This window comes from Chitinimonas prasina, assembly GCF_030160395.1.
GTDB lineage: Bacteria > Pseudomonadota > Gammaproteobacteria > Burkholderiales > Chitinimonadaceae > Chitinimonas > Chitinimonas prasina.
In genome coordinates this window covers 575,392-601,419 of sequence record NZ_BSOG01000002.1, presented here as the reverse complement: position 1 = coordinate 601,419, position 26,028 = coordinate 575,392, and the positions used below count along the sequence as shown (strand labels likewise).

At 59.8% G+C, this 26,028-nt stretch carries 22 protein-coding genes; 11 read left to right on the top strand and 11 right to left on the bottom strand.

Annotated elements, in window-relative coordinates:
- The first annotated feature begins 69 nt into the window (after positions 1-69).
- The gene (locus tag QQK16_RS09780; protein WP_284196272.1) at positions 70-1,257 is read left to right on the top strand and encodes an HD-GYP domain-containing protein; all 1,188 of its coding nucleotides are present in this window, start codon (positions 70-72) and stop codon (positions 1,255-1,257) included.
- A 4-nt stretch (positions 1,258-1,261) separates the two neighbouring features.
- Here QQK16_RS09780 and QQK16_RS09775 read toward each other — a convergent pair whose 3' ends face one another.
- Positions 1,262-3,433: a putative bifunctional diguanylate cyclase/phosphodiesterase gene (locus QQK16_RS09775; protein ID WP_284196271.1), complete on the bottom strand. Its 2,172-nt coding sequence runs from the start codon at positions 3,431-3,433 to the stop codon at positions 1,262-1,264.
- Positions 3,434-3,684: 251 nt separating this feature from the next.
- Between QQK16_RS09775 and QQK16_RS09770 the strand changes: the two genes are divergently transcribed.
- A complete protein-coding gene (locus tag QQK16_RS09770; protein WP_284196270.1) occupies positions 3,685-4,152 on the top strand; it encodes a thioredoxin family protein in 468 nt (155 codons plus the stop codon).
- 128 nt (positions 4,153-4,280) lie between these two features.
- Complete coding sequence (locus tag QQK16_RS09765) at positions 4,281-4,574, top strand: hypothetical protein (protein WP_284196269.1); 294 nt, start codon at positions 4,281-4,283, stop codon at positions 4,572-4,574.
- Between the two features lie 23 nt (positions 4,575-4,597).
- Here the strand turns inward: QQK16_RS09765 and QQK16_RS09760 are convergent, their stop codons facing one another.
- Both QQK16_RS09760 and guaB read right to left on the bottom strand, forming a co-directional pair.
- A complete protein-coding gene (locus QQK16_RS09760; protein ID WP_284196268.1) occupies positions 4,598-6,577 on the bottom strand; it encodes an O-linked N-acetylglucosamine transferase, SPINDLY family protein in 1,980 nt (659 codons plus the stop codon).
- A gap of 125 nt (positions 6,578-6,702) precedes the next feature.
- On the bottom strand, positions 6,703-8,166 hold the full coding sequence (gene guaB, locus QQK16_RS09755; RefSeq protein ID WP_284196267.1) for an IMP dehydrogenase: 1,464 nt from the start codon (positions 8,164-8,166) through the stop codon (positions 6,703-6,705).
- A gap of 196 nt (positions 8,167-8,362) precedes the next feature.
- Between guaB and QQK16_RS09750 the strand changes: the two genes are divergently transcribed.
- From QQK16_RS09750 to QQK16_RS09735, 4 genes are read left to right on the top strand one after another with little or no spacing between them, the layout of a single operon-like run.
- Complete coding sequence (locus QQK16_RS09750; RefSeq protein ID WP_284196266.1) at positions 8,363-9,538, top strand: patatin-like phospholipase family protein; 1,176 nt, start codon at positions 8,363-8,365, stop codon at positions 9,536-9,538.
- Between the two features lie 22 nt (positions 9,539-9,560).
- On the top strand, positions 9,561-10,169 hold the full coding sequence (locus QQK16_RS09745) for a hypothetical protein (protein ID WP_284196265.1): 609 nt from the start codon (positions 9,561-9,563) through the stop codon (positions 10,167-10,169).
- 2 nt (positions 10,170-10,171) lie between these two features.
- Positions 10,172-10,693, top strand: a complete 522-nt coding sequence (locus tag QQK16_RS09740; protein ID WP_284196264.1) for a FlgO family outer membrane protein — start codon at positions 10,172-10,174, stop codon at positions 10,691-10,693.
- A gap of 21 nt (positions 10,694-10,714) precedes the next feature.
- On the top strand, positions 10,715-11,212 hold the full coding sequence (locus QQK16_RS09735) for a disulfide bond formation protein B (protein WP_284196263.1): 498 nt from the start codon (positions 10,715-10,717) through the stop codon (positions 11,210-11,212).
- A 71-nt stretch (positions 11,213-11,283) separates the two neighbouring features.
- On the opposite strand, the gene QQK16_RS09730 is transcribed toward QQK16_RS09735, so the two are convergent.
- Entirely contained in the window at positions 11,284-12,009 is a 726-nt protein-coding gene (locus QQK16_RS09730) for a hypothetical protein (RefSeq protein ID WP_284196262.1), read from the bottom strand.
- 18 nt (positions 12,010-12,027) lie between these two features.
- Positions 12,028-12,705, bottom strand: a complete 678-nt coding sequence (locus QQK16_RS09725) for a hypothetical protein (RefSeq protein WP_284196261.1) — start codon at positions 12,703-12,705, stop codon at positions 12,028-12,030.
- Positions 12,706-12,790: 85 nt separating this feature from the next.
- On the opposite strand from QQK16_RS09725, the gene QQK16_RS09720 reads away from it, so the two are divergent.
- Together QQK16_RS09720 and QQK16_RS09715 are read left to right on the top strand one after the other, a co-directional pair.
- Complete coding sequence (locus QQK16_RS09720; protein ID WP_284196260.1) at positions 12,791-14,695, top strand: ATP-binding cassette domain-containing protein; 1,905 nt, start codon at positions 12,791-12,793, stop codon at positions 14,693-14,695.
- Positions 14,696-14,833: 138 nt separating this feature from the next.
- Positions 14,834-15,991: an MFS transporter gene (locus QQK16_RS09715; protein ID WP_284196259.1), complete on the top strand. Its 1,158-nt coding sequence runs from the start codon at positions 14,834-14,836 to the stop codon at positions 15,989-15,991.
- 94 nt (positions 15,992-16,085) lie between these two features.
- Here the strand turns inward: QQK16_RS09715 and QQK16_RS09710 are convergent, their stop codons facing one another.
- The 5 genes from QQK16_RS09710 to QQK16_RS09690 all read right to left on the bottom strand — a co-directional run bounded on the left by QQK16_RS09710 (position 16,086) and on the right by QQK16_RS09690 (position 21,222).
- Positions 16,086-17,678 carry a peptide chain release factor 3 gene (locus QQK16_RS09710; RefSeq protein WP_284196258.1) on the bottom strand — a complete coding sequence of 531 codons (1,593 nt, stop codon included), beginning with the start codon at positions 17,676-17,678 and terminating at the stop codon, positions 16,086-16,088.
- Positions 17,679-17,800: 122 nt separating this feature from the next.
- Positions 17,801-18,934, bottom strand: a complete 1,134-nt coding sequence (locus QQK16_RS09705) for an HD-GYP domain-containing protein (RefSeq protein ID WP_284196257.1) — start codon at positions 18,932-18,934, stop codon at positions 17,801-17,803.
- Positions 18,935-18,957: 23 nt separating this feature from the next.
- Positions 18,958-19,515: a SiaB family protein kinase gene (locus QQK16_RS09700; RefSeq protein WP_284196256.1), complete on the bottom strand. Its 558-nt coding sequence runs from the start codon at positions 19,513-19,515 to the stop codon at positions 18,958-18,960.
- Between the two features lie 57 nt (positions 19,516-19,572).
- The gene (locus QQK16_RS09695; RefSeq protein WP_284196255.1) at positions 19,573-19,962 is read right to left on the bottom strand and encodes a DUF1987 domain-containing protein; all 390 of its coding nucleotides are present in this window, start codon (positions 19,960-19,962) and stop codon (positions 19,573-19,575) included.
- Between the two features lie 27 nt (positions 19,963-19,989).
- Positions 19,990-21,222, bottom strand: coding sequence for a SpoIIE family protein phosphatase (locus QQK16_RS09690; RefSeq protein ID WP_284196254.1), 1,233 nt, complete (start codon positions 21,220-21,222; stop codon positions 19,990-19,992).
- 180 nt (positions 21,223-21,402) lie between these two features.
- Here QQK16_RS09690 and QQK16_RS09685 point away from each other — a divergent pair, with 180 nt between their 5' ends.
- Positions 21,403-22,152 (top strand): substrate-binding periplasmic protein, encoded by a 750-nt coding sequence (locus QQK16_RS09685; RefSeq protein WP_284196253.1) that lies wholly within the window; start codon positions 21,403-21,405, stop codon positions 22,150-22,152.
- 40 nt (positions 22,153-22,192) lie between these two features.
- Here QQK16_RS09685 and QQK16_RS09680 read toward each other — a convergent pair whose 3' ends face one another.
- Positions 22,193-24,115: an ATP-binding cassette domain-containing protein gene (locus QQK16_RS09680; RefSeq protein WP_284196252.1), complete on the bottom strand. Its 1,923-nt coding sequence runs from the start codon at positions 24,113-24,115 to the stop codon at positions 22,193-22,195.
- A gap of 212 nt (positions 24,116-24,327) precedes the next feature.
- On the opposite strand from QQK16_RS09680, the gene QQK16_RS09675 reads away from it, so the two are divergent.
- Positions 24,328-25,956 (top strand): DUF342 domain-containing protein, encoded by a 1,629-nt coding sequence (locus QQK16_RS09675; RefSeq protein ID WP_284196251.1) that lies wholly within the window; start codon positions 24,328-24,330, stop codon positions 25,954-25,956.
- Positions 25,957-26,028: the final 72 nt, after the last annotated feature.

Sequence of the window (26,028 nt, the reverse complement as noted above, 5' to 3'; positions counted from 1 at the left end):
GCCGCTTGCAAAGGATACGGCGTGGGGAATGCGCGAGTTCGGCCCTCCGATATACAGATCGGACAGGCCTTGAAATGGGATGTTTGCGATAGCAATGGGCGCTTGCTGCTAAGCAAGGGCCACGTCATCAGCAGTGATGGTCAGCTGGACAGGCTGGTGCGGGTTGGGCTTTATGCCGATGCGGAAGCACTAGCCCGTACGCGGGCCGAAGTACCGGCCGAACCGATCAAGCCACCCTCGGTGACGGCAACTCTGGCTGTGGCGCGCAAGAAGCTGGATTACCTGGTGGGCAATGTCGAGCAGGTGATACGGCAAGGCGTGTTCCTTCGGGGGATTGAAGAGATCACTCAGCATATCGATGCCGCCTGCAGCCATGATCAGAACGTGGCCATGGCCATGGTGCTGTTGCGCCAGGAGGGACGCTATGCGACCCGCCACATGATCAATGTGGCGACGGTAGTGCGCCTGGTTGCCCGCGCCATGAAAATGACCAAGGACAGGGAAGGTTCGGTGGTAGCGGCTGCGCTGACCATGAATCTGGCCATGGCGGACTACCAGGATGAACTCAAACAGCAGGCAGAACCGCTGACGCCCACCCAGCGCGCCCGGCTAGACAGGCACCCGCTGGAAGCACGAGAACTGCTGCTGCGTGCCGGCGTGACGGACCCGGTCTGGTTGACTGCCGTCGAACAGCACCATGAGCATTTTGATGGTTCTGGTTATCCAGGCAGATCACGTTGCATCGTCGAGGCCCAGCTACTGTGCCTCGCAGATGTCTTCTGTGCCCGCATTGTGCCCTGTGCTTATCGCCCTGCAGTCGCCTCCAATGTGGCGCTGCGGGGTATCTTGCTGGAGCGCGGCAAGGCATTCGATCCCACCGTTGCTGCCGTCTTTATCAAGACCCTGGGCATATACCCTCCGGGTATGCTGGTACGCCTGGTCAGTGGTGAAGTCGGTGTAGTTTTGCAGCAGGGCAGCAATGCGCAGCAACCGGCGGTGGCGACCTTCATCAGCCCCCAGGGCACACCCACCAGCCTGATACTGCGCCGAGATACCAGCCAGGATGCCTATGCCATTGCTGCCGCCATCGACCCCAAGTCGTTCTCGGCCTATATCAATATGGAGGCGATCTGGGGCGCCACGGCGGCGGCCCATGGGCCGGAAGCCCATAGTCGCGCCAAGCACGCCGTGCGCGTAGCCGCGGCATTGAGCGCCAATGCGGCCGTGGAACAAGGCTGTCCTGGGCTGGCGGCCTGATGCACTAGGCCGGATGCTGCGGGCTGGCATCCTTTACCAGAGCAATGAAATCGCTCTGCGCCATGGGCTTATGGAAGTAAAAACCCTGGTACTCACCTATGCCCAGCTGGCTCAATACTGCCAGCTGGCTACGACTCTCAAGTCCCTCGGCCACGGTCTCCATATCCAATGCGCGGCACAGATCCACGATGCCAGCCAATAGCTTGGCCGAGCGCTCGTCACGATCGATGTCGTGCAGGAAGGCCCGGTCTATCTTGATCACATCGAAAGGCAGGTCGCGCAAGTAGCTGAGCGAGGAGTAGCCTGTGCCAAAGTCGTCCAGCGCCAGCACAAAGCCATGCGCCTTGAGGGTATGCAGCAACAGGCCGGTTACCTGCTTGCTGTCGAGAAAGGCAGATTCTGTCAGCTCTATCTGTATGCACATCGGCGAGATATCTGCTTCCCGGCAGGCCGACAGCAGCACTTGCTCCAGTTGCGGATCCCGTATCTGCAGGGGTGAGAGATTGATGGCGACCGAGATCTGCTGGCCAGTCTGCTGCAACTGCCTGGCCAGCAGGGCGGCTTCCCGTATGGCCTGGTGGCCTATGGTGAGAATGATGCCAGTTTCCTCGGCAATGGGAATGAAGCTGACAGGTGAAACGGCACCGAACTCCTTGGTTGTCCAGCGCACCAGCAATTCGCAACCCACTACGCGGCCATCGGCTTTCACCTTGGGCTGGGCTACAAAGGTAAGCTGGCTGCGCTCGGCAGCCTGCCGCAACAGGCTGGTGAGTTTGATACGGCTCAGGGCATCGCTATCCAGCTCGGGCCGATAGCGGTCTACCCGGTCCCGCCCGCTTTGCTTGGCGGCATACATGGCCGAATCAGCATGGCGCATTAGCGTGCCCGAGTCGTAGCCATCCTGCGGTGCCAAGGCTATGCCTATGCTGGCGCTCACACTCACCTGGTGCCCTCTGACAGATATCGGCATGCGCATGGCCTCAAGCAGGCGTGCGGTCAGTTCTTCCAATTGCCGCATGGATGCCGTATCACCCAGCATGGCGACAAACTCATCACCACCCCAGCGCGCCAGCGTGTCGGCGGGTGACAGCATGGTGAGCAGCCGGCCAGCCACAATTTGCAGCAGCTCATCACCCGCCTCATGTCCCAGCGAGTCGTTGATGCGCTTGAATCCATCCAGGTCTATGAACAATACGGCGAGGGGGTTGTACTCGCTGGCGTGAGGCAGGCGCTGTTCCAGTTCCTCCTGAAAGGCATTGCGATTGGGTAGCTGGGTCAGCGCATCCTGTCTGGCCATGCGCTCCAGCGCTTTGACTGCCTGCTTGCGCTCACGTATGTCACGCAAGGTGGCAATCAGGTAGGGCGCGCTGCCGTTACTTGAGGCAAAGCTGCTGATGCTGATCTCCACCGGCAGCTGTTGTTCATGTGTCAGTTGCAGCAAGCTTTCTGCCTGGGCGTGTCCCAAGCGCTGCAGCCGTCTGAGCATGTTATCGGGCAGGTCAACAAAGCGACTCAGTGATTCGCCCGCCAACTGATGGAGCTTCAGCTTGATCAGGTCAGTAAAGGCACTATTGGTCTCGATGATCTGCCATTGCTCGGTCAGCACCAGCATGGCATCGCGCGAGCTGGCAAAGGCCGAGGCCATCAAGCGCAGCGACTCTTCGGCCTCGCGGTAGCGCGTAATATCCTTGACCGTACCAACCATCCGCAACGCCCGTCCCTCATCGCTGCGCGACACGGCTTGCCCGCGTATGCGTAGCCAGCGGATATTCCCCTCCATGCTGGCCCTGACGGAAATATCGACGGCATCTGCATTGCCGAGCACATGCATGTTCCAGGCGAGGCGCGCCTGTTCCAGGTCGTCTGCTTCCACGCGGGCAAAGCAATCCTGGCTATTGAGAACGACGATGTCGGGTGGATGGTTCGCGACGATGAAGGTCCGGATGGTAACGGTGTCAGACGCAGCCTCCCATTCCCAAATGGATTCCCCACTGGCCCATAATGCCAGTTCCAACTGGTGCTGCGCCTCAGAGGCTAGCCGTAATGCTTCATAAAGATGCTGGCTTCCGCCCTCGCCAGGCGGGCGATCCGCACCATGCTCGGTTGTTAGTGGGTTGGCCAAGTGCTCGGGAATGATGGCGTCCTGGTCGAGCGGCGCTGACGGTAGGGTTGTCATAGCCGCTGAATGTGGCGAATGACATCAGCACACAGGCTTTGCGTGTACGCCAACATGGTTGCCTTGTACAACACTGTGATAGCCAGCAACCGCATGGCAGTTTCCTTGTACTTACGCCCCGTTTCTTGGTTATATGAGATAGGCGAGTCACCTGCCAGTACGGGGCGACCAACGTACGGTGCAGGTTGGGTAGCAGGACAATCGCTGACGCGGTAATCTGTTTCGGTCTTCCATTTTTGCCTGGTTACGTCATGAAGAAACTCAGTCTGCTCCTTGGTCTTTTATTCAGTCTGAACGTATACGCGGGAGAGCAACCTTATAACGAAACCGCAGATGCCCGTGCCGACGTGAAGCAGGCGCTGATCGAGGCACGCAAGGCGCAGAAGCCTGTGCTGCTGGTGTTCGGCGCCAACTGGTGCAAGGATTGTGTCGCTTTGGATACGGCCTTGAAGACCGAAAAGAATGCGGCCCTGATCGCCAAGGAATTCAAGGTGGTCAAGGTTGATGTGGGTCGTTTCGACAAGAATCTGGATATCGATACGGTTTATGGCAACCCGATCAAGAAGGGGATACCTGCCGTGGTTGTGCTGGCACCGGATCAGCGCGTGCTGTATGCCACCCGCGCGGGCGAACTGGCCAGTGCGCGCAGCATGAACGACGAGGGTGTGTATGGCTTTTTCCGCAATGTGGTGGAGCAGGCTGGCAAGCAGGGTAGCTAGGCCTAGGTGTCAGCCGCAGGCAGGCGGGGGGCTCATGCACCCAGCACAACACGCCGCAGTGGCAAAGACTGGCGGGCTTGGCAATGGCAAAGCACCCGAGACAATGTCAGACCTTGCAGGCTAGGGGGGTGCCTGCCACCCACTGCGCCCTGTGTGGCCGCTTGCTGCCGGAAGGCACGACGGTAGACGAGCATCATCTGATACCGCGCAGCCTGGGTGGCAGGGAGACTGTGCGCCTGCACAAGATTTGCCATCAGACACTGCACGCGGTGTTTACCGAGCGCGAGCTTGCCGAGCATTTCCATACTGTGGAAAGGCTCCAGGCGCATGCGACGATAGCCAGCTTTCTCGCCTGGGTGCGCCGACGGCCACCCGAGTTCTACGACAGACCGCGCTTTAGCCAGGATCGGCGCAGGCGCTAGGCGCGGCTGGTCCGGTACTGGCGCTAAGGTAAATCGAACCCGGCTGGCGGCAAGCCAGCCAGTTGGCGTGCCCACATGGCCTCATAAGCGCGCTCCAGCGCTGCAATGCTGGCCTGGCTGTCGAACAGGGGCCAGTTTGACCGGTTGTCCGCCAGTCTGGCTCGCAATGCTGCCAATTGTGCCGGCTCGGTCGCGAGTTGGCGGGCCAGCGCCTGGTAGGTGGGCAAGGAGGTAGTGACTAGTTCAGGTAGGCCAATGGCATGCAGGCAACTGGCAGCAACCCGGCTGGCAAAGCTGTCAGCCACGCAGGTCAGCAAGGGCACCCCTGCCCACAGGGCATCGCTGGCCGTAGTGTGAGCATTGCAGGGCAGGGTATCCAAGGCTAGGTCTGCCAAAGCCAGGCGTGCCAGGTGTTCGCCTTGGGCAAGGGGCGGCGCAAACACCAATCGGTCAGTGGCAACGCCGCGCTTGTGGGCTTCTTGTCGCAGTCTTTCGCAATTGTGGGGCGAGGTGGCCAATAGCCATAACACGCTGCCGGGTACTTGCTGTAGCAACTGCATCCACAAGTCGAACATCGCCGGCAAGAGTTTGTAGTGCTGGTTGAAGCAGCAGAAAACAAAGCCGGCTTCAGGCAGGCCTACCGATTGCCGGCTAGGGGTGGGGCTGGCGTTGGCTAGCCTTGCATTGATCTGATAGCAGTGGGGTAGCCGGACCACCGCCTCGTTGTAGTACTGCTCGGCGCCGGGTGGGATCACCTGTTTGTCGGCGATAAGGTAGTCGCACCAATTCGCGCCCAGCGTACCGGGGTAGGCCAGGTAGTGCACCTGCACCGGTGCGGGTCGCCAAGCCATGACCTGGCTGCGACTGTTGCGGGTCCAGCCTTTCAGGTCGATCAGGATATCAATCTCATCGTCTCGCAGGCGCTGCGCCAGCTGTTCGGCATCCAGCGCGTGTACCTGGGCGAAATGGTCAAAGCTGTTGCTGATCTGGCCACGCACGTCGGAGTTGTCATCCAGGCCATAGTCGTAGCCCCAGACCTCGAAGCGTGTACGGTCGTGTCCGGCAAACAGGCCGGCAGTGAGCCAACTGGTGGCATGGGCAAAGAAATCGGCTCCCACATAGCCCAGCCTGATGCGTTTGCCCGGTGTGACAGCCCGGCCAGGCAAGGGCTGCGGCGTATAGTGGCCGGCCCATCGCTGGGATATCTGCTGCTGCATGGCCGGGTTGCTATCCACTGCCATATGCACGAACGGCGAGATGCGTGCGGTCTTGTCGTGCTGCAAGGCGCTACTCAGGCTGCCCAATTGCTGTGACAATCCATCCCATTCCAGCAGGTTCAGCCGCATATACAGGCTGCCCGAGATGGCATCGGCGTAATGCAGGCGGTGCCGCGCAGCCTGGTCGTAGGCACGCATCGCTTCGGCATAGCGCCCTTGCTCCTGCAGAATGCTGCCGTAGTTTTTCCAGGCGACGGCGTAGCCAGGGTCCAGCTCTATGGCCAGCCTATAGTGTTGGCTGGCCGCATTCAGATCACCCGCCAAGTGGCGCAATGCGGCGTAATTGTTATGTGCCAGGGCCAGGTCGGGTGCCAGTGCCATGGCCTGCAGATAGGCTGCCTCGGCCGTTGCATCGTCACCGCGCTCATGGGCATTGACGCCCAGGTTGTTCCAGCCCTGGGCATAGTCGGGTTGTGTTTCAACAGCACGCCGATAGGCCTTGCCAGCCTCGGCGTGCTGACGCTGGCTACGGTAGAGGTTGCCCATATCCGTCAGGTAGGCGGCAGAGGCCCCTAGGCTATGCCGTTCCACCTTTGCCAGCGCAGCAGCCAACTCTTCAGCTTTGCCCCCCAGTTCTGCCAATTGTGCCTTGAACAGCCAGGCTTCGCGGCAATCAGGATGCTTTTCCAACACCATATTGCTGAAGTTCTCGGCAGCCAGTAGATCGCCGGCCTGACGGCGTTGGTGGGCAATGGCAAGCAGGGCTTGTGGTGTCAGTTGGGTCATGCAGGGGATTCTAGGGCCTACAGGACATGATTTCATCTACTGTAGCCCGCAGTGGCGCTGGCGGCAGGGCAGTAAGCAACAAAAAGCCCCCGACGCTGCGGGGGCTTTGCTGGCTGATCGAACGATCAATCCACGTGGTAGTTCGGTGCTTCCTTGGTGATCTGCACATCATGGACATGCGATTCGCGAATGCCTGCCGAGGTGATCTCGACGAATTCGGCCTTCTCGTGCACATCATTGATGGTGGCGCAGCCCAGGTAACCCATGGAGGAGCGCAGGCCGCCGACCAGTTGGTGGATCACGGCGGTCAGCGGGCCCTTGTAGGGGACGCGGCCTTCGATGCCTTCGGGTACCAGCTTGTCGGCATTGTTGACGTTATCCTGGAAGTAGCGATCACTGGAACCTTGCTGCATGGCGCCGAGCGAACCCATGCCGCGGTAGCTCTTGTAGGAGCGGCCCTGGAACAGCTCGACTTCACCGGGGGCTTCTTCGGTACCGGCAAACAAGCCACCCAGCATGACCAGGTTGGCGCCTGCAGCAATAGCCTTGGAGATATCGCCGGAGAAGCGGATGCCACCATCGGCAATCAGCGGGATGCCGGTGCCCTTGAGGGCTTCGGCCACGTTGGCCACGGCACTGATCTGCGGTACGCCAACACCGGCCACAATACGGGTAGTGCAGATGGAGCCTGGGCCGATACCGACCTTGACCCCGTCGGCGCCAGCCTTGACCAGTGCCAGTGCCGCTGCAGCGGTGGCGATGTTGCCGCCGATGACCTGGACCTGTGGAAAGTGTCGCTTGACCCAGCTCACACGGTCCAGCACGCCTTGGCTGTGACCGTGGGCGGTATCGACCACCAGCACGTCGACACCCGCTTCGACCAGCAGGGTAATCCGCTCGTCTGTGTCGCCACCCACACCTACCGCAGCACCGACGCGCAGGCGGCCCAGGTTGTCCTTGGAGGCATTGGGGTGTTCCTTGGTCTTGATGATGTCCTTGACCGTCACCAGGCCACGCAGCTGGAAGCTGTCGTTCACTACCAGCACGCGCTCCAGGCGGTGGGTATGCATCAGCTCGCGAGCTTCGTCTATGCTGGCGCCTTCGCGCACGGTCACCAGACGATCCTTGGGGGTCATGATGCTGGATACCTTGGCATCCAGGCGTGTTTCAAAGCGCAGGTCGCGGTTGGTAACAATGCCGACTACCTGGCCATTGGCTTCCACGACTGGCAGGCCGGAAATGCGGTGCTGCCGGGTCAGGGCCAGTACATCGCGCACCAGCATATCGGGGGTGATGGTAACCGGGTCTTTGACCACGCCGCTTTCGTAGCGCTTTACCTTGCTGACTTCCTGCGCCTGTGCCTGCGGATTCATGTTCTTGTGCACGATGCCGATGCCGCCTTCCTGTGCCATGGCAATGGCAAGGCGGGCTTCGGTAACCGTATCCATGGCGGCCGAGACGAGCGGAAGATTGAGGCGGATATCGCGCGTGAACTGCGTCGAGAGATCGACATCGCGCGGCAGGACGTTGGAATGAGCGGGGACGAGCAGGACGTCGTCGAAGGTCAGCGCTTTTTGAATGACACGCATGGCTAAGTCCTTGGCGGCAAAAATCGATTATACCCTAGTTCAATCAAACTTCCGATAGCGAGAGGGTGTTTGGTATATGCAGCTTTGCTGCAACGGTTTGTTTACGCTTTGTTGCGGCAACGCATACCGATGCGGTTGTCTTGCTCTATGCTTCAAATAGCCGGGTTAGACCCGCGCCTATAAGAACGAGGAGACCATGTCTGATACCCGCTCTCCATTGATTGGACTCATCATGTCCGGCGGCGGTGCCCGTGCCGCCTACCAGGTCGGGGTATTGCGCGCCGTCGCCAAGATGCTGCCGCACAATGCGCCCAATCCTTTCCAGATCATCTCCGGCACCTCGGCTGGCGGCATCAATGCAGCGTCCCTTGCATCAGGTAGCCATAATTTTCGCAAGGCGGTCTGCAAGCTGGAGTTCGTCTGGAAGAATCTCAGCGTGGAGCATGTCTACCGCACCGATCTGCGGACCATGATAGGTAACTTCTTCCACTGGGTTGGACCGCTGTTCACCGGTGGTTTTGGCAAGTTCAATCCCAGATCGTTCCTGGATAACGCACCGCTGAATGATCTGCTGGACAAGCTGATTGACTTCAACGGTATCCAGTCCGCCATTGATGGCGGCCATCTACGGGCGCTCAGTATCACGGCATCGGGCTACAACTCGGGCCAGTCTGTGTCTTTTTTCCAGGCAGCTGAAGACATCAAAGGTTGGAATCGGGTGCAAAGGGTGGGAACGCGTGCCCGCATCGAACTGCGCCATCTGCTGGCATCGGCTGCGATCCCCTTTGTTTTTCCCGCCGTGCAGATCAATCGGGAGTGGTTTGGCGACGGATCGGTACGCCAGGTGGCACCGATCAGCCCTGCGCTGCACCTGGGAGCAGAAAAGATATTGGTGATCGGCGTATCGCCTGCCCGGGAAGAACCGTTGGAGCGGCTGTACGCACCGGATTACCCTACGCTGGCGCAAGTGGCCGGGCACTTGATGAATAGCATCTTTATCGATGGCATGGAGGTGGACCTGGAGCGTATCGCCCGGGTCAACCGTACGCTCAGCTTTGTGCCGGAGGAGGTGAAGGGCCGTCGTGACGTACAACTGAGAGAGGTGGAGATGCTGATCATTTCACCCTCCAAGCCGCTGGAAACCATTGCATCACGCCATACAGCGCGGTTTCCCTGGACCATGCGCTTTGTCCTGGGTGGGTTAGGGGCGCTCAAGCGGCAGGGATCGGTATTGGCATCCTATCTGCTGTTCCATCGTCGTTACGCCCGTGATCTGATCGAGCTGGGCTACACCGACGCCATGCGGCGGCGCGGCGACATCATCCGCTTTCTCGGCTATGATCCAGCGGCGTTGCCGCCCACAGAGGATTGATGCCGTGCCGAGGAGAGTTGCCGTGTTACGCCGCCCTTTGCTGTTGAGTCTGGTCCTGCTGCTGGCTGGCTGCTCATTGATGCAGCGTCTGCGCGAATCCATGCCTACACGTGCGCCAACCTTTGGCTCCGAAGAAGTCGCCCAGCCGGGCAAGACGGCCAAGCCGGTGGATCCGGTTGCCAATGTCAAACTGCTGCGTGCACCTGCAGACTGGGGAGAGCTAGCCCGTGAGGCTGCCTTGCGCATGTCGCAGCGTGCTTCACAGATAAAGGAGCTAGGCAGCCGAACTGTCTATGTAAATGAACCTGCGCTGCCTACGCCGTTTGCCCGCGCCCTGCGGCAGTTCCTGCAGAGCGATCTGACCCAGATGGGCTTGAGCGTGGCACAGCGCAAGGAGAAGGGGGAAGTCTGGCTGGATGCGGAAGTGCAGTCCGTGCGTATGAGCAGCGGCCTGCAGATCGTGGTGACGACGGCCATCAGTGACGGTAACCGCTTCCTGTTCCGGGAGACCGATGTCTATATGGTGAACCAGTCAGATGTCCGCCTCTATGACGAATCGATGCTGCCGCCACCCCCACAGCCTCCAGCTCCCCCCACGCCCACCAAGACCATGTCGGTGACGGGAGGGTGAGCATGCGCAGACTGTATCCACTTATGCTGGCGTTGTTGCTGGGCGGTTGTGCCCAGTACCAGGCAGGTAGCCGCAACCCCTTGATACGGACCAGCTACGATGCAGCAGATCAGTTGGTGCAACTGACTCAGCCGACGCTGCCCAAGGATGCGCCGCTGATCGTTGCCACCTTTGTGCATCTGGATCACCTGACAGAGGCGGCGACGCTGGGCCGCGTATTGTCTGAGCAGGTGGCAACACGTTTTACACAAATGGGTTACCCTGTGGTTGAACTGAAGCTGCGGGGCAGCGTGTTTGTGCGTGAGGGCAAGGGTGAGCTGCTGCTGTCGCGGGAGGTCAAGGACATCAGCCTCGCCCATAATGTACAAGCCGTGGTGGTGGGCACCTATGCCACTTCTCCCGACAAGATTTTCCTCAACCTCAAGATCGTCCGCCCGCAGGACAACCGCGTGCTGTCGGCACACAGCGTGGCCATCGATCTCAATGAAACCACCCAGGCCCTGCTGTTGTCCGAGCCATCCTGATACAAACTTCGCTACCCTGATATGAACTGGTTATTTACTCGACGCATGGGCTTCTTGGCCCTGGCGCTGGCTTGCGCCGGCATGATGGCCTTTGCCCTCTACTTGCAGTACTACAAGTACCTGAATCCTTGCCCCCTGTGCATGTTCCAGCGCGTCTTCGTGGTGGGCGTGGGCATTGTGGCCCTGCTGGCTGCGTTGCATGGCCCAGGGCAGCGGCGCTATCGCTACTACGGCATGGTTGCCGGCATTTTCGGTCTGATCGGCTTGGTCGTGGCCATACGGCATACCCTGCTGCAGTATTTTCCGCCTGCCGATCTAGGCAGCTGCGGTGCCGGCTTGATGCAGATGTTTGAAACCATGAATGTCATGGAAGTCATCATCCAGGTGATGGCCGGTGGCAGCGAATGCGCTGCTATAGACTGGAGTCTGCTGGGCCTGTCACTGCCCGGATGGTCGGCCGTAGGTTTTGTCGGCTTGACTGCAACGGCGTTTGCACTGGCATTCCGGCGTCAGCGCTGACATAGAGCTTGCTTTGCTGGTCGCGTACAACAAAACAGGGTGCTATGGCACCCTGTTTTGTTAATCCATTATTAGTTGGCGACCAGGTTCAGCAAGTCTGCAGTGCCGATTTGCTTCTGTAGTTTGCTGGCGGCTTCCGGATCGTTGGCCAGGAAGTAGAAGAATTCCCGTGCCAGGCTGACAAACACATGCCAGCGTTCCTGGTGGGGGAACAGAGTCAATACCTGGTCTACGCCAGTCCGATAGCTGTCAGTGTTCTGCGCGACGTCGCGGATGGTGAACAGCAGCAGCTTGATCAGCCGGAGGCGGGCGTTGATGTTGCTCTCTTCCATGCCGGCCTTGCGCAGCTCTTCCACGTATTTGTTCATGCTCTTGATCTGGTGTGCCTGCCGTTCCAGCTGTATCAGGGTGGCTTGCGACCAGGGGTCGGCATGCATGCGGCTGAGTGCGTCCTGCAAGGCCGTATTGTCGCCGCCCAGGCTGCTGCCACCAGGCATGGGCGTGGCTGCCGGGGGGGCTGCGGGGCGTCCAGGTGGCGGTGCGGCGACTGCCTCGCCGTTCCAGTGCGGAAAAAACTCCCGTATCAATTCGACAAACTGGCTATCTTCGGGGAAGTTGCGCAAGGTCAGCTCAGCGGCTTTGCGATAGCCCGCTCCGTCCTGCGGCAAGTCTCGCAAGGTGGAGAGCAAGTGGCGCAAGAAATGGCGCGACAGCGTCATCTGCTTGTTCGCTATACCTCGCCGTTTCAGTTCTTCCAGGTATTGTTCCAGTGCTTGATCAGGCTGGGGACGGCTCATGGTCGGCTGTGGGTTGGGTTAGGCAGCGTGGGCTAGCGGTTTGGGCTCGCCGTGGTTGAAGCCATTCCAGAAATAGAAGAATTCCCGTGCCATCTCTATGAACAGGCGGCGGGTATCTTCCTTGGAAAAAAGGGTCAGCATGGCATCCACGCCGGCTCGATAAGCAGTCGGCGTGGGTTCGGCATGGCGTATGACATAGAGCAGCAAGGTCAGCAGGCGCTCCCGGATATCGACCCCGGCATCGTGGGTGCCCTGTTCAGCCAGCCGCACCAGGTATTCCTTGAGGCAGGGCTGCTCATTCTGTGACCAGGCATCGGCATCGAGGCGCTCGAACATTTCCACCAGGCTCCCACGTAAATCCACCGGCGAGTGCTCCAGCGACAAGGCATCGGCCGCATTCAAGCGGGCAATCGTCTTCAGGTCACCTATCCAGAATGGGTAGAATTCACGCGATGTGGTGATGATTTCCACTTGTTGGTCATCGGGAAACTTGGCAACGGTGCTGTCGACGCCCGAACGGTAGCCAGCGTCATCGTCGGTCAGGTGGGTATCAGCCTGCGACTCCAACGCGCTCAGCAAATGGCGCAGGAAGTGCTTCCTGCGCGTGATGATGCTTGTTGCAGCCCCCTTGTTTTTCAACAAATTGAGGTAGGCGGTCAACGCAGTATCGGCGTGTTGTGCATCAAAGGGTGGCATGAGCGGGAAGCTGTAGGACCGTCAGTTCATTCTAGTCGATTTCAGGCAAAGCAGAATGCCCCTCGGCGTCTGGTAAAATTGCGGCATGATCCGTTTATCCTCCCTTACCTTAAGACGCGGCACCAAGGTGCTGCTTGATCGAGTCGATCTCATCCTTCACCGTGGCCAACGTGTCGGCATAGTTGGCCCCAATGGCGCCGGCAAGTCCAGCTTCTTCGGGCTGTTGCGCGGCGAATTGCACCCTGATGCAGGCGATATAGATTACCCCAGCAACCTGGTGGTGGCATCCGTGCGCCAGGAAACACCCGCCTTGACGTCCAGCGCGCTGGATTATGTGCTTGATGGTGATGCCGAGTTGCGGCATATCCAGGCCCAATTGGCCAACCCCGACCAGGATGGCAATCAATTGGCCGAATGGCTGGGCCAACTCGAAGCCGTGGATGGCTACTCGGCTGAGGCGCGTGCCAGCAAAATGCTGTTTGGCCTGGGTTTCAGCGCGGCTGATCTGCAACGCCCGGTAGCCAGTTTCTCGGGCGGTTGGCGTATGCGGCTCAACCTGGCGCAGGCCTTGATGTGCCGGTCCGATCTGCTGCTGCTCGATGAGCCCACCAACCATCTGGATCTCGATGCGGTGATCTGGATGGAAAACTGGCTGGCCAGCTACCCTGGCACCTTGCTGCTGATCTCGCACGACCGGGATTTTCTGGATGCTACGGTCAATGCCATTGCGCATCTGGCCAATAGCCAGATCACGATCTACACCGGTAATTACGCAGATTTCGAGAACCAGAAGGCCGAAAAGCTGGCCCAGCAGCAACAGGCTTTCGAAAAGCAGCAGCGTGAGATGGCCCACCTGCAGAAGTATGTGGATCGCTTCCGCGCCCAGGCCACCAAGGCCAGGCAGGCACAGTCGCGTATCAAGGCGCTGGAGCGGATGGAAATCATCTCGGCCGCACATGTTGATTCGCCATTCGATTTCAGTTTCCGCGAGCCGGTGAGCAGCCCCAACCAGTTGTTGAGCATTGAGGATGGCGCGGTGGGCTATGGCGGCAACCGGCTGCTCGATGGGCTGGATCTTGCCGTGGAAGCAGGCGCGCGTATCGGCTTGCTGGGCCGCAATGGTGCCGGCAAGTCTACCCTCGTCAAGTTGCTGGCGGGCGAGCTATCCCTGGTTGCCGGCCACCGGGTGGAAGGCAAGGGTTTGGAGATAGGCTACTTTGCCCAGCATCAGCTGGAGCATCTGCGGCTGGATGAAAGCCCGCTCTGGCATTTGCAGAAGTTGAGTCCGCAGGTGCGTGAGCAGGAGCTGCTCAATTTCCTGGGCGGCTTTGATTTCCGTGGCGATATGGCCCGTAGCCCTGTGGCGCCTTTCTCGGGCGGCGAAAAAGCCCGTCTGGCGTTGGCAATGATAGTCTGGCAACGCCCGAACTTGCTGCTGCTGGATGAGCCGACCAACCACCTGGATCTGGAGATGCGCCACGCGCTGACCATGGCCTTGCAGGACTATGTTGGTGCCATGATCGTGGTATCGCATGACCGCCATCTGCTACGGGCCACGACTGATCGTTTCCTGCTGGTCGAGGGTGGGCGGGTCAGCCACTTTGACGGCGATCTGGATGACTACAAGCGCTATCGCAAGGAAACCGAAAGCAAGCCTGCGGTGGCGGCCAATGCCGGTGTGGTGGTGGAGTCGGATCGCAAGCAGCAGAAGCGGCAGGAAGCGGGTGATCGTAGGCGCATGTCGCAGCTGAAGAAGCCGCTGGAGAAGGAGCTGGGCCTGTTGGAGAAGCAGATGGCTGCCTTGACCGAAGAGAAGGAGGCCTTGGTGGCCGAGTTGGCAGGCGAAGCCATTTACGCGGCAGAGGCCAAGGAGCAGTTGAAGGACAAGGTAAGGCGCCAGGCCGAGCTTGAACTGACCCTGGGTGAGCTGGAAGTGCGCTGGTTGGAGTTGCAGGAAGAGCTGGAAGTGCTGGCGGACGACGCGAGCTGAGTTTGCCTATACCGCCCCATGCAATCTGCTGGGGCGGTGGTTTTATATTTGTAATTTTCGTGCAAGTTTCGCACCTGTATCCAGTAGAGTAGCGCCAGTGCTTTCTACTGTGCCTTTCGTGTTGTTCCTGGTGTCTGTATGTCATCCGATTTAGCGCTTACTTCCCCCCCCGAAAGCACTGGCCGCTGGCAGCAGGCGGCCATCCCGGTACTGTTCCTGCTCTTGGGTATGGTGTACGCCAGTTGGGCGTCACGCATCCCGGCGGTACGTGATGCCCTGCAACTGGATGCCGCCACGCTGGGTACCGTCCTGCTGGGCGGTGGTCTCGGTGCAGTGCTGTCGTTCCCCCTGGCTGCCTGGCTGATAGGCCATTACGGCGCCCGCAAGGCGGCACTGTTCTCAGGTGTGGGCTTGTTGACGATACTGCCTTGCCTGGGTTTGCTGCCAAGCTGGCCGCTGCTGATGCTGGGGGTAACCTTGATCGGGGTGGGTAGCAGCTGCTTTGACGTTGCCATCAATGCCCTGGGCGCGGAGGCCGAGCGGGCTGCGGGTCGTTCCATCATGTCCATGTTGCATGCCTGGTTCTGCGTGGGCACATTTGGCGGGGCGTTGCTGGGGAGTGGTGCAGCCAAGCTGGGCTTGTCGCCCGCAATGCACTTTGCCTTGGCTGCGCTGCTGCTGGGGCTGCCACTATGGCAGGCCTACCGCGTGCTGCCGTGCGACCGACCTGACCCGGAGGCTGGCCGCAAGCATTTTGCGCTACCCCACGGTGCACTGATCTGGCTGGGCATGATTGCCTTTCTCGGCGCAGTCTCCGAGGGTTCGCTCACCAGTTGGATTGCGCTGTACCTGCACGACCATCTGCATGCCAGCGAGGCAGTGGCACCATTGGGCTACGCTGCGTTCGCCGGTGCCATGCTGGTGGCACGCATCGTGGGTGACCGCCTGAAGGAGCGCTTCGGTGCACGTGTGCTGGTGGCGGGCAGCAGCTTACTGGCGGTGCTGGGGTTGTTGATCGCCATTTTCGCGCCCACCATACTGGTGGCCACGGTGGGGTTCGCCCTGACGGGGCTGGGTGTGGCGGCAGTGTTTCCCTGCCTGTTCAGCGCGGCCGGCCGGGAGGGTGCGACTGCTCTGGCTGGGGTGGCCACGCTGGGCTATAGCGGCTCTCTGATGGGGCCTCCTATCATGGGTTATGTCGTTCACGGCATGGGCTTGCAGGCGGGCCTGGGCTTTCTGGTGCTGGCCAGCCTGGGGGTGTGCGTGGCAGCCATGAGTGCACGCTTGCTGCGTTAGGCCGTACCCGTCCGATTCTTCAAGTTGATGATTTAAAATGACAAAGCCCGCCGCTATCGCGACGGGCTTTGTCTTGTGGCAAGCGAAACCAAGCTTACAACTTGGCAGCATGCTCCCGGGTGGCATGGAAGGCCACTTTGGGCCAGCGCTCCTGCGCCAGCTGCAGGTTTACACGGTTGGGTGCCAGGTAGGTCAGGTTGTCGGCGGCATCGCGGGCCAGGTTCAGGATCAGGCCCTTTTCGAAGTCGGCCAGCATGCGCTGGTCGTCACAGCTGACCCAGCGTGCGGTATTGATGGCGCAGTTCTCGAATACGGCGTCTACGCCGTATTCATTCTCGAGCCGGCTTTTTACCACCTCGAACTGCAGCACACCCACGGCGCCCAAGATCATGTCGGCACCCGACAGGGGCTTGAAAACCTGTACGGCGCCTTCTTCACCCAACTGCTGCAGGCCTTTTTGTAGCTGCTTGAGCTTGAGTGGGTTCTTGATGCGCACGCTACGGAACAGCTCGGGCGCAAAGTAGGGGATGCCGGTGAATGCCAGTTTTTCACCCTCGCTGAAGCTGTCGCCTATCTGGATATTGCCGTGGTTAGGCACACCGATGATGTCTCCAGCATAGGCTTCTTCCACCTGCTCTCGGGAGGAGGCCATGAAGGTCACCACCGAGTTGGCGGCCACATCGCGCTCCAGGCGCAAATGCTTCATCTTCATACCGCGCTCGAACTTGCCCGAGCAGACTCGCAGGAAGGCGATACGGTCGCGGTGCTTGGGGTCCATATTGGCCTGGATCTTGAACACAAAGCCGGAGAATTTTTCTTCGTCCGGCTTGACGTCACGCACCGTCGCATCCCGGTGCTGGGGAGCAGGGGCCCAGTCGATCAGGGCGTTCAGAATCTCACGTACGCCAAAGTTGTTGATGGCTGAACCAAAGAATACCGGTGTTTGGGCGCCTGCCAAGAAGGCCTCCAGATCAAACGGATGAGAAGCGCCACGTACCAGCTCCAACTCCATCCGGGTATGTTCGATTTCCAGCGGGAACAGCTCATCCAGGCGGGCGTTGTCTATGCCCTTGATGACCTCGACATCTTCGATATTCCTATCCTCGCCGGGCGAAAACAGCAGGATTTCATCCTTGAGGATGTGGTACACGCCACGGAAGGTCTTGCCCATGCCTATGGGCCAGGTGATGGGTGCGCACTGTATCTTCAGCACGCTCTCCACTTCGTCCAGCAGCTCCAGTGAATCGCGCACTTCGCGGTCGTACTTGTTCATGAAGGTGACGATGGGCGTATCACGCAGGCGGCAGACATTGAGCAGCTTGATGGTCTGCTCCTCTACGCCCTTGGCGGCGTCGATCACCATCAGCGCGCTATCCACGGCGGTCAGCACGCGGTAGGTATCTTCCGAGAAGTCCTGGTGGCCAGGCGTATCGAGCAGGTTGATCACATGCTCGCGGTAGTCGAACTGCATCACGCTGGATGCGACCGAAATACCGCGCTGCTTTTCGATTTCCATCCAGTCGGAGGTGGCGAACTTGCCGGTCTTCTTGCCCTTGACGGTACCCGCCATCTGAATGGCGCCCGAGAAGTACAGCAGCTTCTCGGTAAGCGTGGTCTTACCGGCATCGGGGTGGGAGATGATGCCGAAGGTGCGTCGACGGGCGACTTCCTGAGCGATGGGCGACATGGTCAAGCGCCTTGAATTCTTTGAGAAAAGGGCGCGATTGTAGGCCAGTAAGGCATGAAAGTCGATGCGCTATGGGTGGCCTGTCCATGCCCCCAGCAATTGGGTGCTTGTTGCAGCAGGTGTCAGCCCCAGATGCTGTCTATGTCTACATAGGCATTGAAGGTGGCCGGATCTATGGTTTCGCCCACGCCATAAAGCGGGTTTTGGGTGTCGCGCTGCAGCGGGGGTGAGAGCGGCAGGCCATCGTTGCCAATCAGGCTGACCACCAAGGGGTGGTTGGGTGAGCTGCCGGGCCGCACCACCACGCCTTTCTCGCCATTGGCCAGGCGGAGCTGCAGGCCGGGTGGGAAGATGCCGACCGCACGTATGAACTGGGCGGCCAGCGTTTGGTCCACCGTCTTGCCGCGCTCCAGCAGGATGCCGCGCAAGGCAACCGTCAGCGGGACAGCAGAGCGATACTCGCGAAAGGTGATACGTGCGCAATAGATATCCGCCAGCCGCAATATCTGTCCTTCCGGGCTCAGTTCATGACCCGCCGTGCCATTGGGGTAGCCGGTGCCGTCAAAGTGCTCATGATGCTCCAGTACGGCCCGCAACCAGATGGGATCATTCACGCCCATGCTCTTGAGCCGGGTGGTGGCTTCCTCCGGGTGCTTATGCAGACGTTCTTTTTGCTCGTCGGTCAGCGGTGTGCTCTGGGCCTTTATTTCATCCTGGAAGCAGGTGGTGCCCAGATTCATGGTCAGGGCAGCGCAGATCAGACCGAACTCACGGGCAGGGGTCAGCTTGAGATCGCGCGCGGCCAGCCGTGCGATGGTGGCGCTGTCCAGCAGGTGACGGCTGCTGTAGCGGCCATCCTGGCGCAGGCTGATGATGGCCTGTGCGAGTTCGGGCTTGGCACCGCACAGGTTGTCGACACAACGGGCAATCTCGGTAATGCGGGAGATGAACTGACCGCTTTGTATGGTCAGCTCCACATTCTCGTACAGCAGCTCCATTTTCTTGCGCAGATCCAGCCACTCCTGTGCGGGGCTGGCTTCTGGCTCGCTGTCCTCGGCTTCAACCTGTGCGATACGTGATTGCCGCAGGGCGTTGCTGTCGGCAAATACGCCGACCGCAACTAGCCGGTCTACCTGTCCTTCGTTATTGATGAGATAGCCCTTGCGCAGCAGCAAGGTGCCTTTCTCATCGTAGACGTCCCAAGGCAGGGCCTTGCCTACCTCGATATCCGAGTGTCGAACCCGTGATTGGCTCATGATCTACCCCGTAATCGCCGGTTCTAGATCGTGGCTTTGAGCAGGAAAATCACGGTGCCGGGTCGGGCCGCATCCTCTATCAGACGGTAGGTCAGGGCTGCCTGGGCGTCCCGTGCGATGGTCAACAGGCCCAAGCCCGCCCCTTTGCTGCCGTCTGGCGTGTCCTGCCGGATGGCTTGGGCATAGGCTTCCTTGATCTCGGCATGGGTCATCAGGCGCAGGGGTTCTATACGCTCGCGCAGGGTGTGGGCCTGGGCGGCATCAACCCGGTTGGCGCACTCGAGCAGGTAGTGGCCCTGTGTGAGCGTGACGGAGATGCTGCCCCAGCGCAGCTGGTGATCGTCCTGTTCGCTGGGGGTGAGGGTGTCCTGGGCGTAGTGGATGATGTTCTGCGTCATCTCGACCAGGGAGGACAGTAGCCGGCGACGGATAGGGTTGCTGACGCCATCCCTGTCCAGCTTGACCTTGAAGCCCTCCACCATGGCCGTCAGCAGTGGCTGTGACAGGTAGCCACTGTAGAAGAAGCAGACATTGCCGGCGGTAAACAACTCGCCATATTCCTCAAATACATCGTCGAGCATGGGGCTGTGCTCCCAGTAATGGCTGCCTGGGTGGCCAGGCAGCAGAAAGAGATATGGCTAATCGGTATTCACCGGGACATCGGTAAACCTGAGGGCAGGGTAATCCTCGTGGATCTCCTGGCCGAACTCGAAAAGTGTCTCGTCGTCCTCATCATGAAACCAGTTGAGGCTGATTTCGTTTCCTGCCAAAGCTGCTTGATTAAAGGCATCGAACATGGAAAACAACAGCTTGGTACTGGAACTGTTGAAGTAGGCCAGGGAGACGTTGATGCGAATGTTGGTGCCCTTACAGCCGGCCAGGTACTGCCGTACTCGTTCCAGCACGCCGCCATAGAAGGAGGTTGCGTTCTCGGGATAGGACTCACCCTTCAGGCTCAGCGTGTGCTGATCGAAACGGAAGTCCACCTCGGGTGTGCTTGGGGTGGCGGCTATAAACAGGTTTTCCATCTTTTCATCCTCGGGTACGGGAGGGGCTCAGGGTCTGAAACACAAAAAAGTCAGGTCATCGCGGCGGGGCTGGTCTGCCTGCCAAAGGCTATAGGCATTGAGCACCGACATGCTGATTACGTCGGCGCGTTCATTGCGCTGGGCGATGATGGATTCCCGGATGCGGCGTTTGCCGAAGGCGGTCTGCTTGGGGCCGCCTATCTGGTCTACCAGGCCATCGGTGGTGACGAACATCAGAGTACCGTGTGGCGCCGCAATCACCTGATTGGTCCAGCAAAAGTCCATGGGCGTATCGACATAGCCTACGCCCATGCGATCTCCATCCAGCTGTACAAAATCCTCGCTGCTTTGATCCAGTACGAACAACGGTGTCTTGGCTGCGGCATAGGTCAAGGTCCGCTTGGCTTCGTCGAACCAGAAGAAGGCACCGTCGAGTCCATCGTCTGATTGCCCAAACCCGGCCCTGGGGCCGGTCTGCCCCAGCAGGAGCTTGATGGCACGGTTGAGTTCGGACAGCACGGCAGCAGGATCGCGTGGATTGCTTTGTTCTATGGCCTGCACCAGCAGCGACGAGGTAATCAGTGTCATGAAGGCACCCGGCACACCGTGGCCGGTGCAGTCGGCTACCGCACCGAACCAGCCATCCTGGAACCGGGCAAAATGATAGAAATCGCCGCCCACCACGTCACGCGGCTCCCAGACTAGTTCGCTGTCCTGCAGGGTATGCGCCAGTGCCTCGCGTGCTGCGCGCATCATGGCTTGCTGTATCACCCCGGCGTATTCGATGGAGTGGCGTATCTGGCGGTTTTTTTCGGCTTGCAGATTGGCAATCATGCGCATCAGCCGTAAACAGGAGCCCACGCCGGCATAGAGGCCATCACGCGTGACGATGAAACCGGCTGCCAGGGTCTGCTCACCGTGTTCCACCACCCGGAAGGAGAGCGCTTCCAGGTTGAGTTTCTCGTCAACGATTAGCGGATCTCTGTCCATGAAGGCGGTGCAGCCCTGTGGTCCGTAGCGCTCCTGGTTCTGCGGCGAGGACATCTCGGACATGAAGGCATTGCGATTGATCAGGCCTATGGGCACGCCGCTTTCAACGACAGGTAGGCTGACCAGATCACGATCACGGGCAAAGCGGCTCAGCACGGTGACATTGGTGGTGTCGGGTGCCACAGGATCAACCTCGCTGGAGATGCCGCCTGCAGAGGGGAGCCGATGTACGGTCTGTCGCCTGAAATGATCGACGCTGAGAAGATCCATGCTAGCCCAAGGGTCTAGTGCGATTGCGACAATTGCTGCATCTTGCTGGCAAAAACCAGTGCCGCCAGTGCCGGCGCTGTCTATTCCGTATAGCCCAGGCTAAGCCTAAACGCCAAGCCCGGATGCAGGCAGGGTCAAAAGGTGGCTGACGGAGATGGCTGGCTGCACTAACCTATAGCCATGCTTAAGTTATCTGGCCTGTTGCCACTACTGTTACTGCTGAGCGGGCTATGGCTTGCGCCAACTTGGGCGGGGACGCGGCTGCAACTGATTACGACCGACTATCCCCCCTATTGTGCAGCTGACCTGCCTGAGCAAGGGGTTTTTACAGCCTTGGCACAAGCTGCTTTTAATGCGGGAGGGTATGAAACCGAAGTGGTGTTCAAACCTTGGGCCCGAGCGCTGGCCGAGATCAAGGCTGGCAAGCACGATGCCATCCTGGCAGTTTGGTTTCAGAGCGAGCGCAATAAGTTCCTCGCCTTCACCGACCCACTCTGGCTTAACCGCATTGGCTTCATGGGAAGGGTGGGCGAGCCTGCTGATACTCAGCACCTATCCACGCTGAGGGGGCGCAAGATAGGCGTGGTGAGGGGATATGCCAATCCGCCCGAGTTCGAGGCTGCCAACCTGACGGTGGACGAGGCGGTGGACGATGAAACCAACTTGAAGAAACTGCTGGGCGGGAGGGTGGACCTGGCCTTGGTGGACAAGGCGCTGGCGGAACACCTGATACGCAACCGTATACCCGAGGCGGACGGCAGGCTGGAGTGGCGCGAGCCGCCCATCGCTACCATGCCACTCTATGTGGCTTTGTCACGTAGCAAGCCGGGCTATGAGCAACGCCTGCTTGCGTTCAACCGGGGCCTGGCCGAGATACGCCGTACCGGTGAGTATGAACGCATACTTAAGCGGCACGGCATAACGCAATAGCAGGCGGCAATGCAGCTTGTGCCTCCCGCCTGGCCGTCGTTCAGCTATCGCCCAACTGCTTCTTTTCCAGGGCTTCCCAGCGCTCCATCTTGCTGAGGACCAGCATGTCGATCTCGTCGATACGTGCCTGCCAGGCGGCGGCATCGGTGGGGGCATTACGGTAGATATTGGGGTCCAGCAACTGCTCCTGCAGCTTAGCCTGCTCGGTTTCCAGCGCTTCAATCTCTGCTGGCAAGCGTTCCAGTTCGCGGGTTTCGTTGTAACTCATCTTGGCGGCGCGTGCAGCGCGGGCCGGTGCTGCAGCGGCTCCCGGTTTCTCGGCGACCGGTTTTTCCTCGGGCTTGGCTGGTGGGTTCTTGGCAGCAGCCTGCATGCGAGCCTTGGTCGCCATCCAGTCGTCAAACCCGCCGGGGTTTTCTATCAGTTTGCCGTCGCCCTCAAAAGCAATTACCTGCGTGACCACGTTGTCGAGGAAGGTCCGATCGTGGCTGACCAGGAACACGGTGCCGCTGTAATTGGCCAGCAGCTCCTCCAGCAGCTCCAGTGTGTCGATGTCCAGATCGTTGGTGGGTTCGTCCAGTACCAGGATATTGGCAGGCTGGGTGAACAGTCGGGCCAGCAGCAGGCGGGCACGTTCGCCGCCGCTCAATGACTTTACCGGGCTGCGTGCACGTTCGGGGGCAAAAAGAAAGTCTTCCAGATAGCTGATGACGTGTTTCTTCTCGTTGCCGATCTGGACGAAGTCGCTACCTGGGCTGATAACATCGCAGATGGGTGTGTCTTCAGGCAGAGCGGTACGGAACTGATCGAAGTAGGCGATTTCCTGCTTGGTGCCCTGGCGAACCTCGCCGCTGTCTGGTGCCAGCTCGCCCAGTATGAGCTTGAGCAGGGTGGTCTTGCCGGCGCCATTGGGGCCGATCAGGCCTATCTTGTCGCCACGCAATATGCGGGTGGTGAAGTCACGAACCAGCGTGCGCCCGTCGTAGCCCTTGCTGACGTGCTCCAGCTCGGCCACCAGCTTGCCCGAACGCTCACCGGCATCAAGGGCAAACTGCACATTGCCTACCCGGTCGCGCCGTGCCGCACGGTCGCGCCGCAGCTGTTCCAGCCTGCGCACCCGGCCTTCATTGCGGGTGCGGCGTGCCTCCACGCCTTTGCGTATCCAGACTTCTTCCTGGGCCAGGAACTTGTCGAACTTGCGATTCTCGGTGGCCTCCTGGGCCAGCATGTCAGCCTTGCGGGCCTGGTAGGTGCTGAAATTACCGGGGAAGCTATTGATATGGCCGCGGTCCAGTTCAATGATGCGGGTGGCGACATTGTCCAGAAAACGCCGATCGTGGGTGATCAGCAGCACAGCGCCGGCAAAATTGCGTATCAGGCCTTCCAGCCATTCGATGGCGGACAGGTCCAGGTGGTTGGTGGGTTCGTCCAGCAGCAGCAGCTCCGGCTCGGAGACCAGGGCGCGGGCCAGCGCCACGCGCTTCTTCCAGCCACCAGATAGTTCGCCAACCTTTTTTTCGGCAGGCAGTCCCAGGTTGCTCAGGGTACTGGAAACCAGGCTATCCAGCCGCCAGCCATCGCGTGCCTCCAGATCGTGCTGCAGCGCCATCATGCGATCCAGCGCGGCGGGGTCGTGCTCCGCGGCTATGGCAGCAGCGTGGTAATCGGTCAGTAACTGCTTGACCTCGCCCAGGCCCGCTGCGACGGCCTCGAAAACCGTGGTGTCGGGGTCGAAAGGCGGTTCCTGCGGCACATAGGCCACGCGGGATTCATTGGCGATGCGAATGTAGCCGTCATCGAGCTTGGCCGTACCTGCCACTGCCTTGAGCAGAGACGACTTGCCTGCGCCGTTGCGGCCGATCAGCCCGACGCGTTCACCGGGTTCCAGTACGAAATCGGCATGATCCAACAAGGCCACATGGCCAAAGGCAAGGCAGGCATTCTCTACTATCAGGACAGGCATGAGACTTATCTATGAAGGCGCGTAACCCGCCATTATACCGATCAGTCCCGACAGACTAGGTGTCTATCTTGTCAAAGGGAGTTGAAGTCACTTGAATTTGTGTCGATAAGAGGTTGAAGCAGCAGATACATAAGCGGTCTATGATGTAATTAATATAAGTTCGTCCTGTAGGCTTAGCAGGGGTAGGCAGGCGACATACGAGAGGCAGGGATATGAGCGAAACGGGAACAGGGTTGACGATCAACCTGGACGCAGCAAGCCATAACTTGTGCGCGCACTTCGTGCCTGGCGAGGGCGTCGCTCCGCCGACCAAGCCATCAATCTTGGCAGCACTGGAGGCGTCCGGCTGGGCGGACTGCGCGCTGGATGAAAAGTCTATCGCTGCTTTCGTGTCCTCTTGTGGCAAGGCGACCGAACCCCAGGACGCTATCCTTGGCGCGCAACAGGATGGAACCTTCGAAATCATGATCTCGCCAAGTCGGCTATGCGCCTGGCTGACCGTGACGCCACCACGTGGTGGCAAGGCAGTAACGGCGGAGCAGGTGCGCGAGGCTATCAGGGCGCGTCATATCACCCATGGCATCAAAGAGGCTGATCTGGCCGAGGCAATGGCTGCCGGCCATTGCAGGGATCTGGTCATTGCCGAAGGAGAGGAGCCAGAGTCAGGCATTCCTGCGCGCTTCGAAAGCCTGCTCGACAGCCTCAAAACCCAGAGGCTGGAGACGGAAGAGGGGGATGTGATCGATTATCGTGACCTGGGAAACCTGGTTGTAGTTGACCCCGGAACGCCACTTATGCGCCGTACTCCTGCGGTGCAAGGCAGGAATGGCGTGGATGTGTTTGATCGTCCGGTACCTGCCAAGCCCGTACCAGACCCGGCTTTTGCCAAGGGGTTGGCTGGAGCCATGCCCGACGAGAATGACCCCGACCTGTTGCTGGCTACCATTGCGGGCGCGCCCTCGCTGGGTGAGACTGGGATTTCGGTGAATCCACTGGTCGATGTGCAGGATGTGGATCTGAGTACTGGCAACATTGCCTTCGACGGTACCTTGCAGGTCAAAGGGGATATCAAGGCGGGGATGACCGTGCGGGTGGCGGGTGATGTGGTCGTGAGTGGCACCATAGAGGCGGCGGAGGTCGTCGCGGGTGGCAATGTCGTGGTCAAGGGTGGAATCATCGGTAAGTCGGAATCCACCAGTGGGGGGGCAGATGGCCCAGCGGAAACCGCCCGTATCCATTGTAATGGCACGGTACAGGCCAAGTTCATCGAGCATGCAGTGATCGAGGCGGGCAAGGCCATACAGGCTGACGGCGGTATACGGCAGAGTGAGCTAACGGCGGGCGAAAGCATCATGGTGGGCAAGCCAGGCAGCAATCAGGGCAGCCTGATAGGAGGGCGGGCACGCGCCCACCTGCTGGTACGGTCACCTGTCATAGGGTCGCCCTCGGGGGTCCCAACGGTAGTACAGGTAGGTTTTAACCCTTATCTGAATGCGGAACGCAACGGCGTGGAAGTACAGCGCAAGCGCAAGATAGAAGAACTCGCCAAGCTAAAGCAGTTGCTGACCTTCTTTGAGCAGAATCCAGCCAAAGCAGTGGGTGGGATGCGTGAGAAGGCGGAGCATACCAAGGAGATTTTCGAAGGCGAGATCAAGGCCATGGATGCGCGCCTGGCCCAACTGGCCGAGCAGATGGAACTGGCCGATGGCGCCTACATCGATGCGCCACGCCGCATACATGGCGGGGTGAACCTGCAGATAGGGCAGAAACTGCTACAGATAGTAGAAGACAAGAATGGCGGTCGGGTGCGGCTGGTGGACGACCAGATCAAACTGGCATGAGCTACTGCCACGGCAGGATTGGCTATTAGGAAGTAAGCAAGCGCCATGAGGCCAAGCCGGATGGCTGCGCTA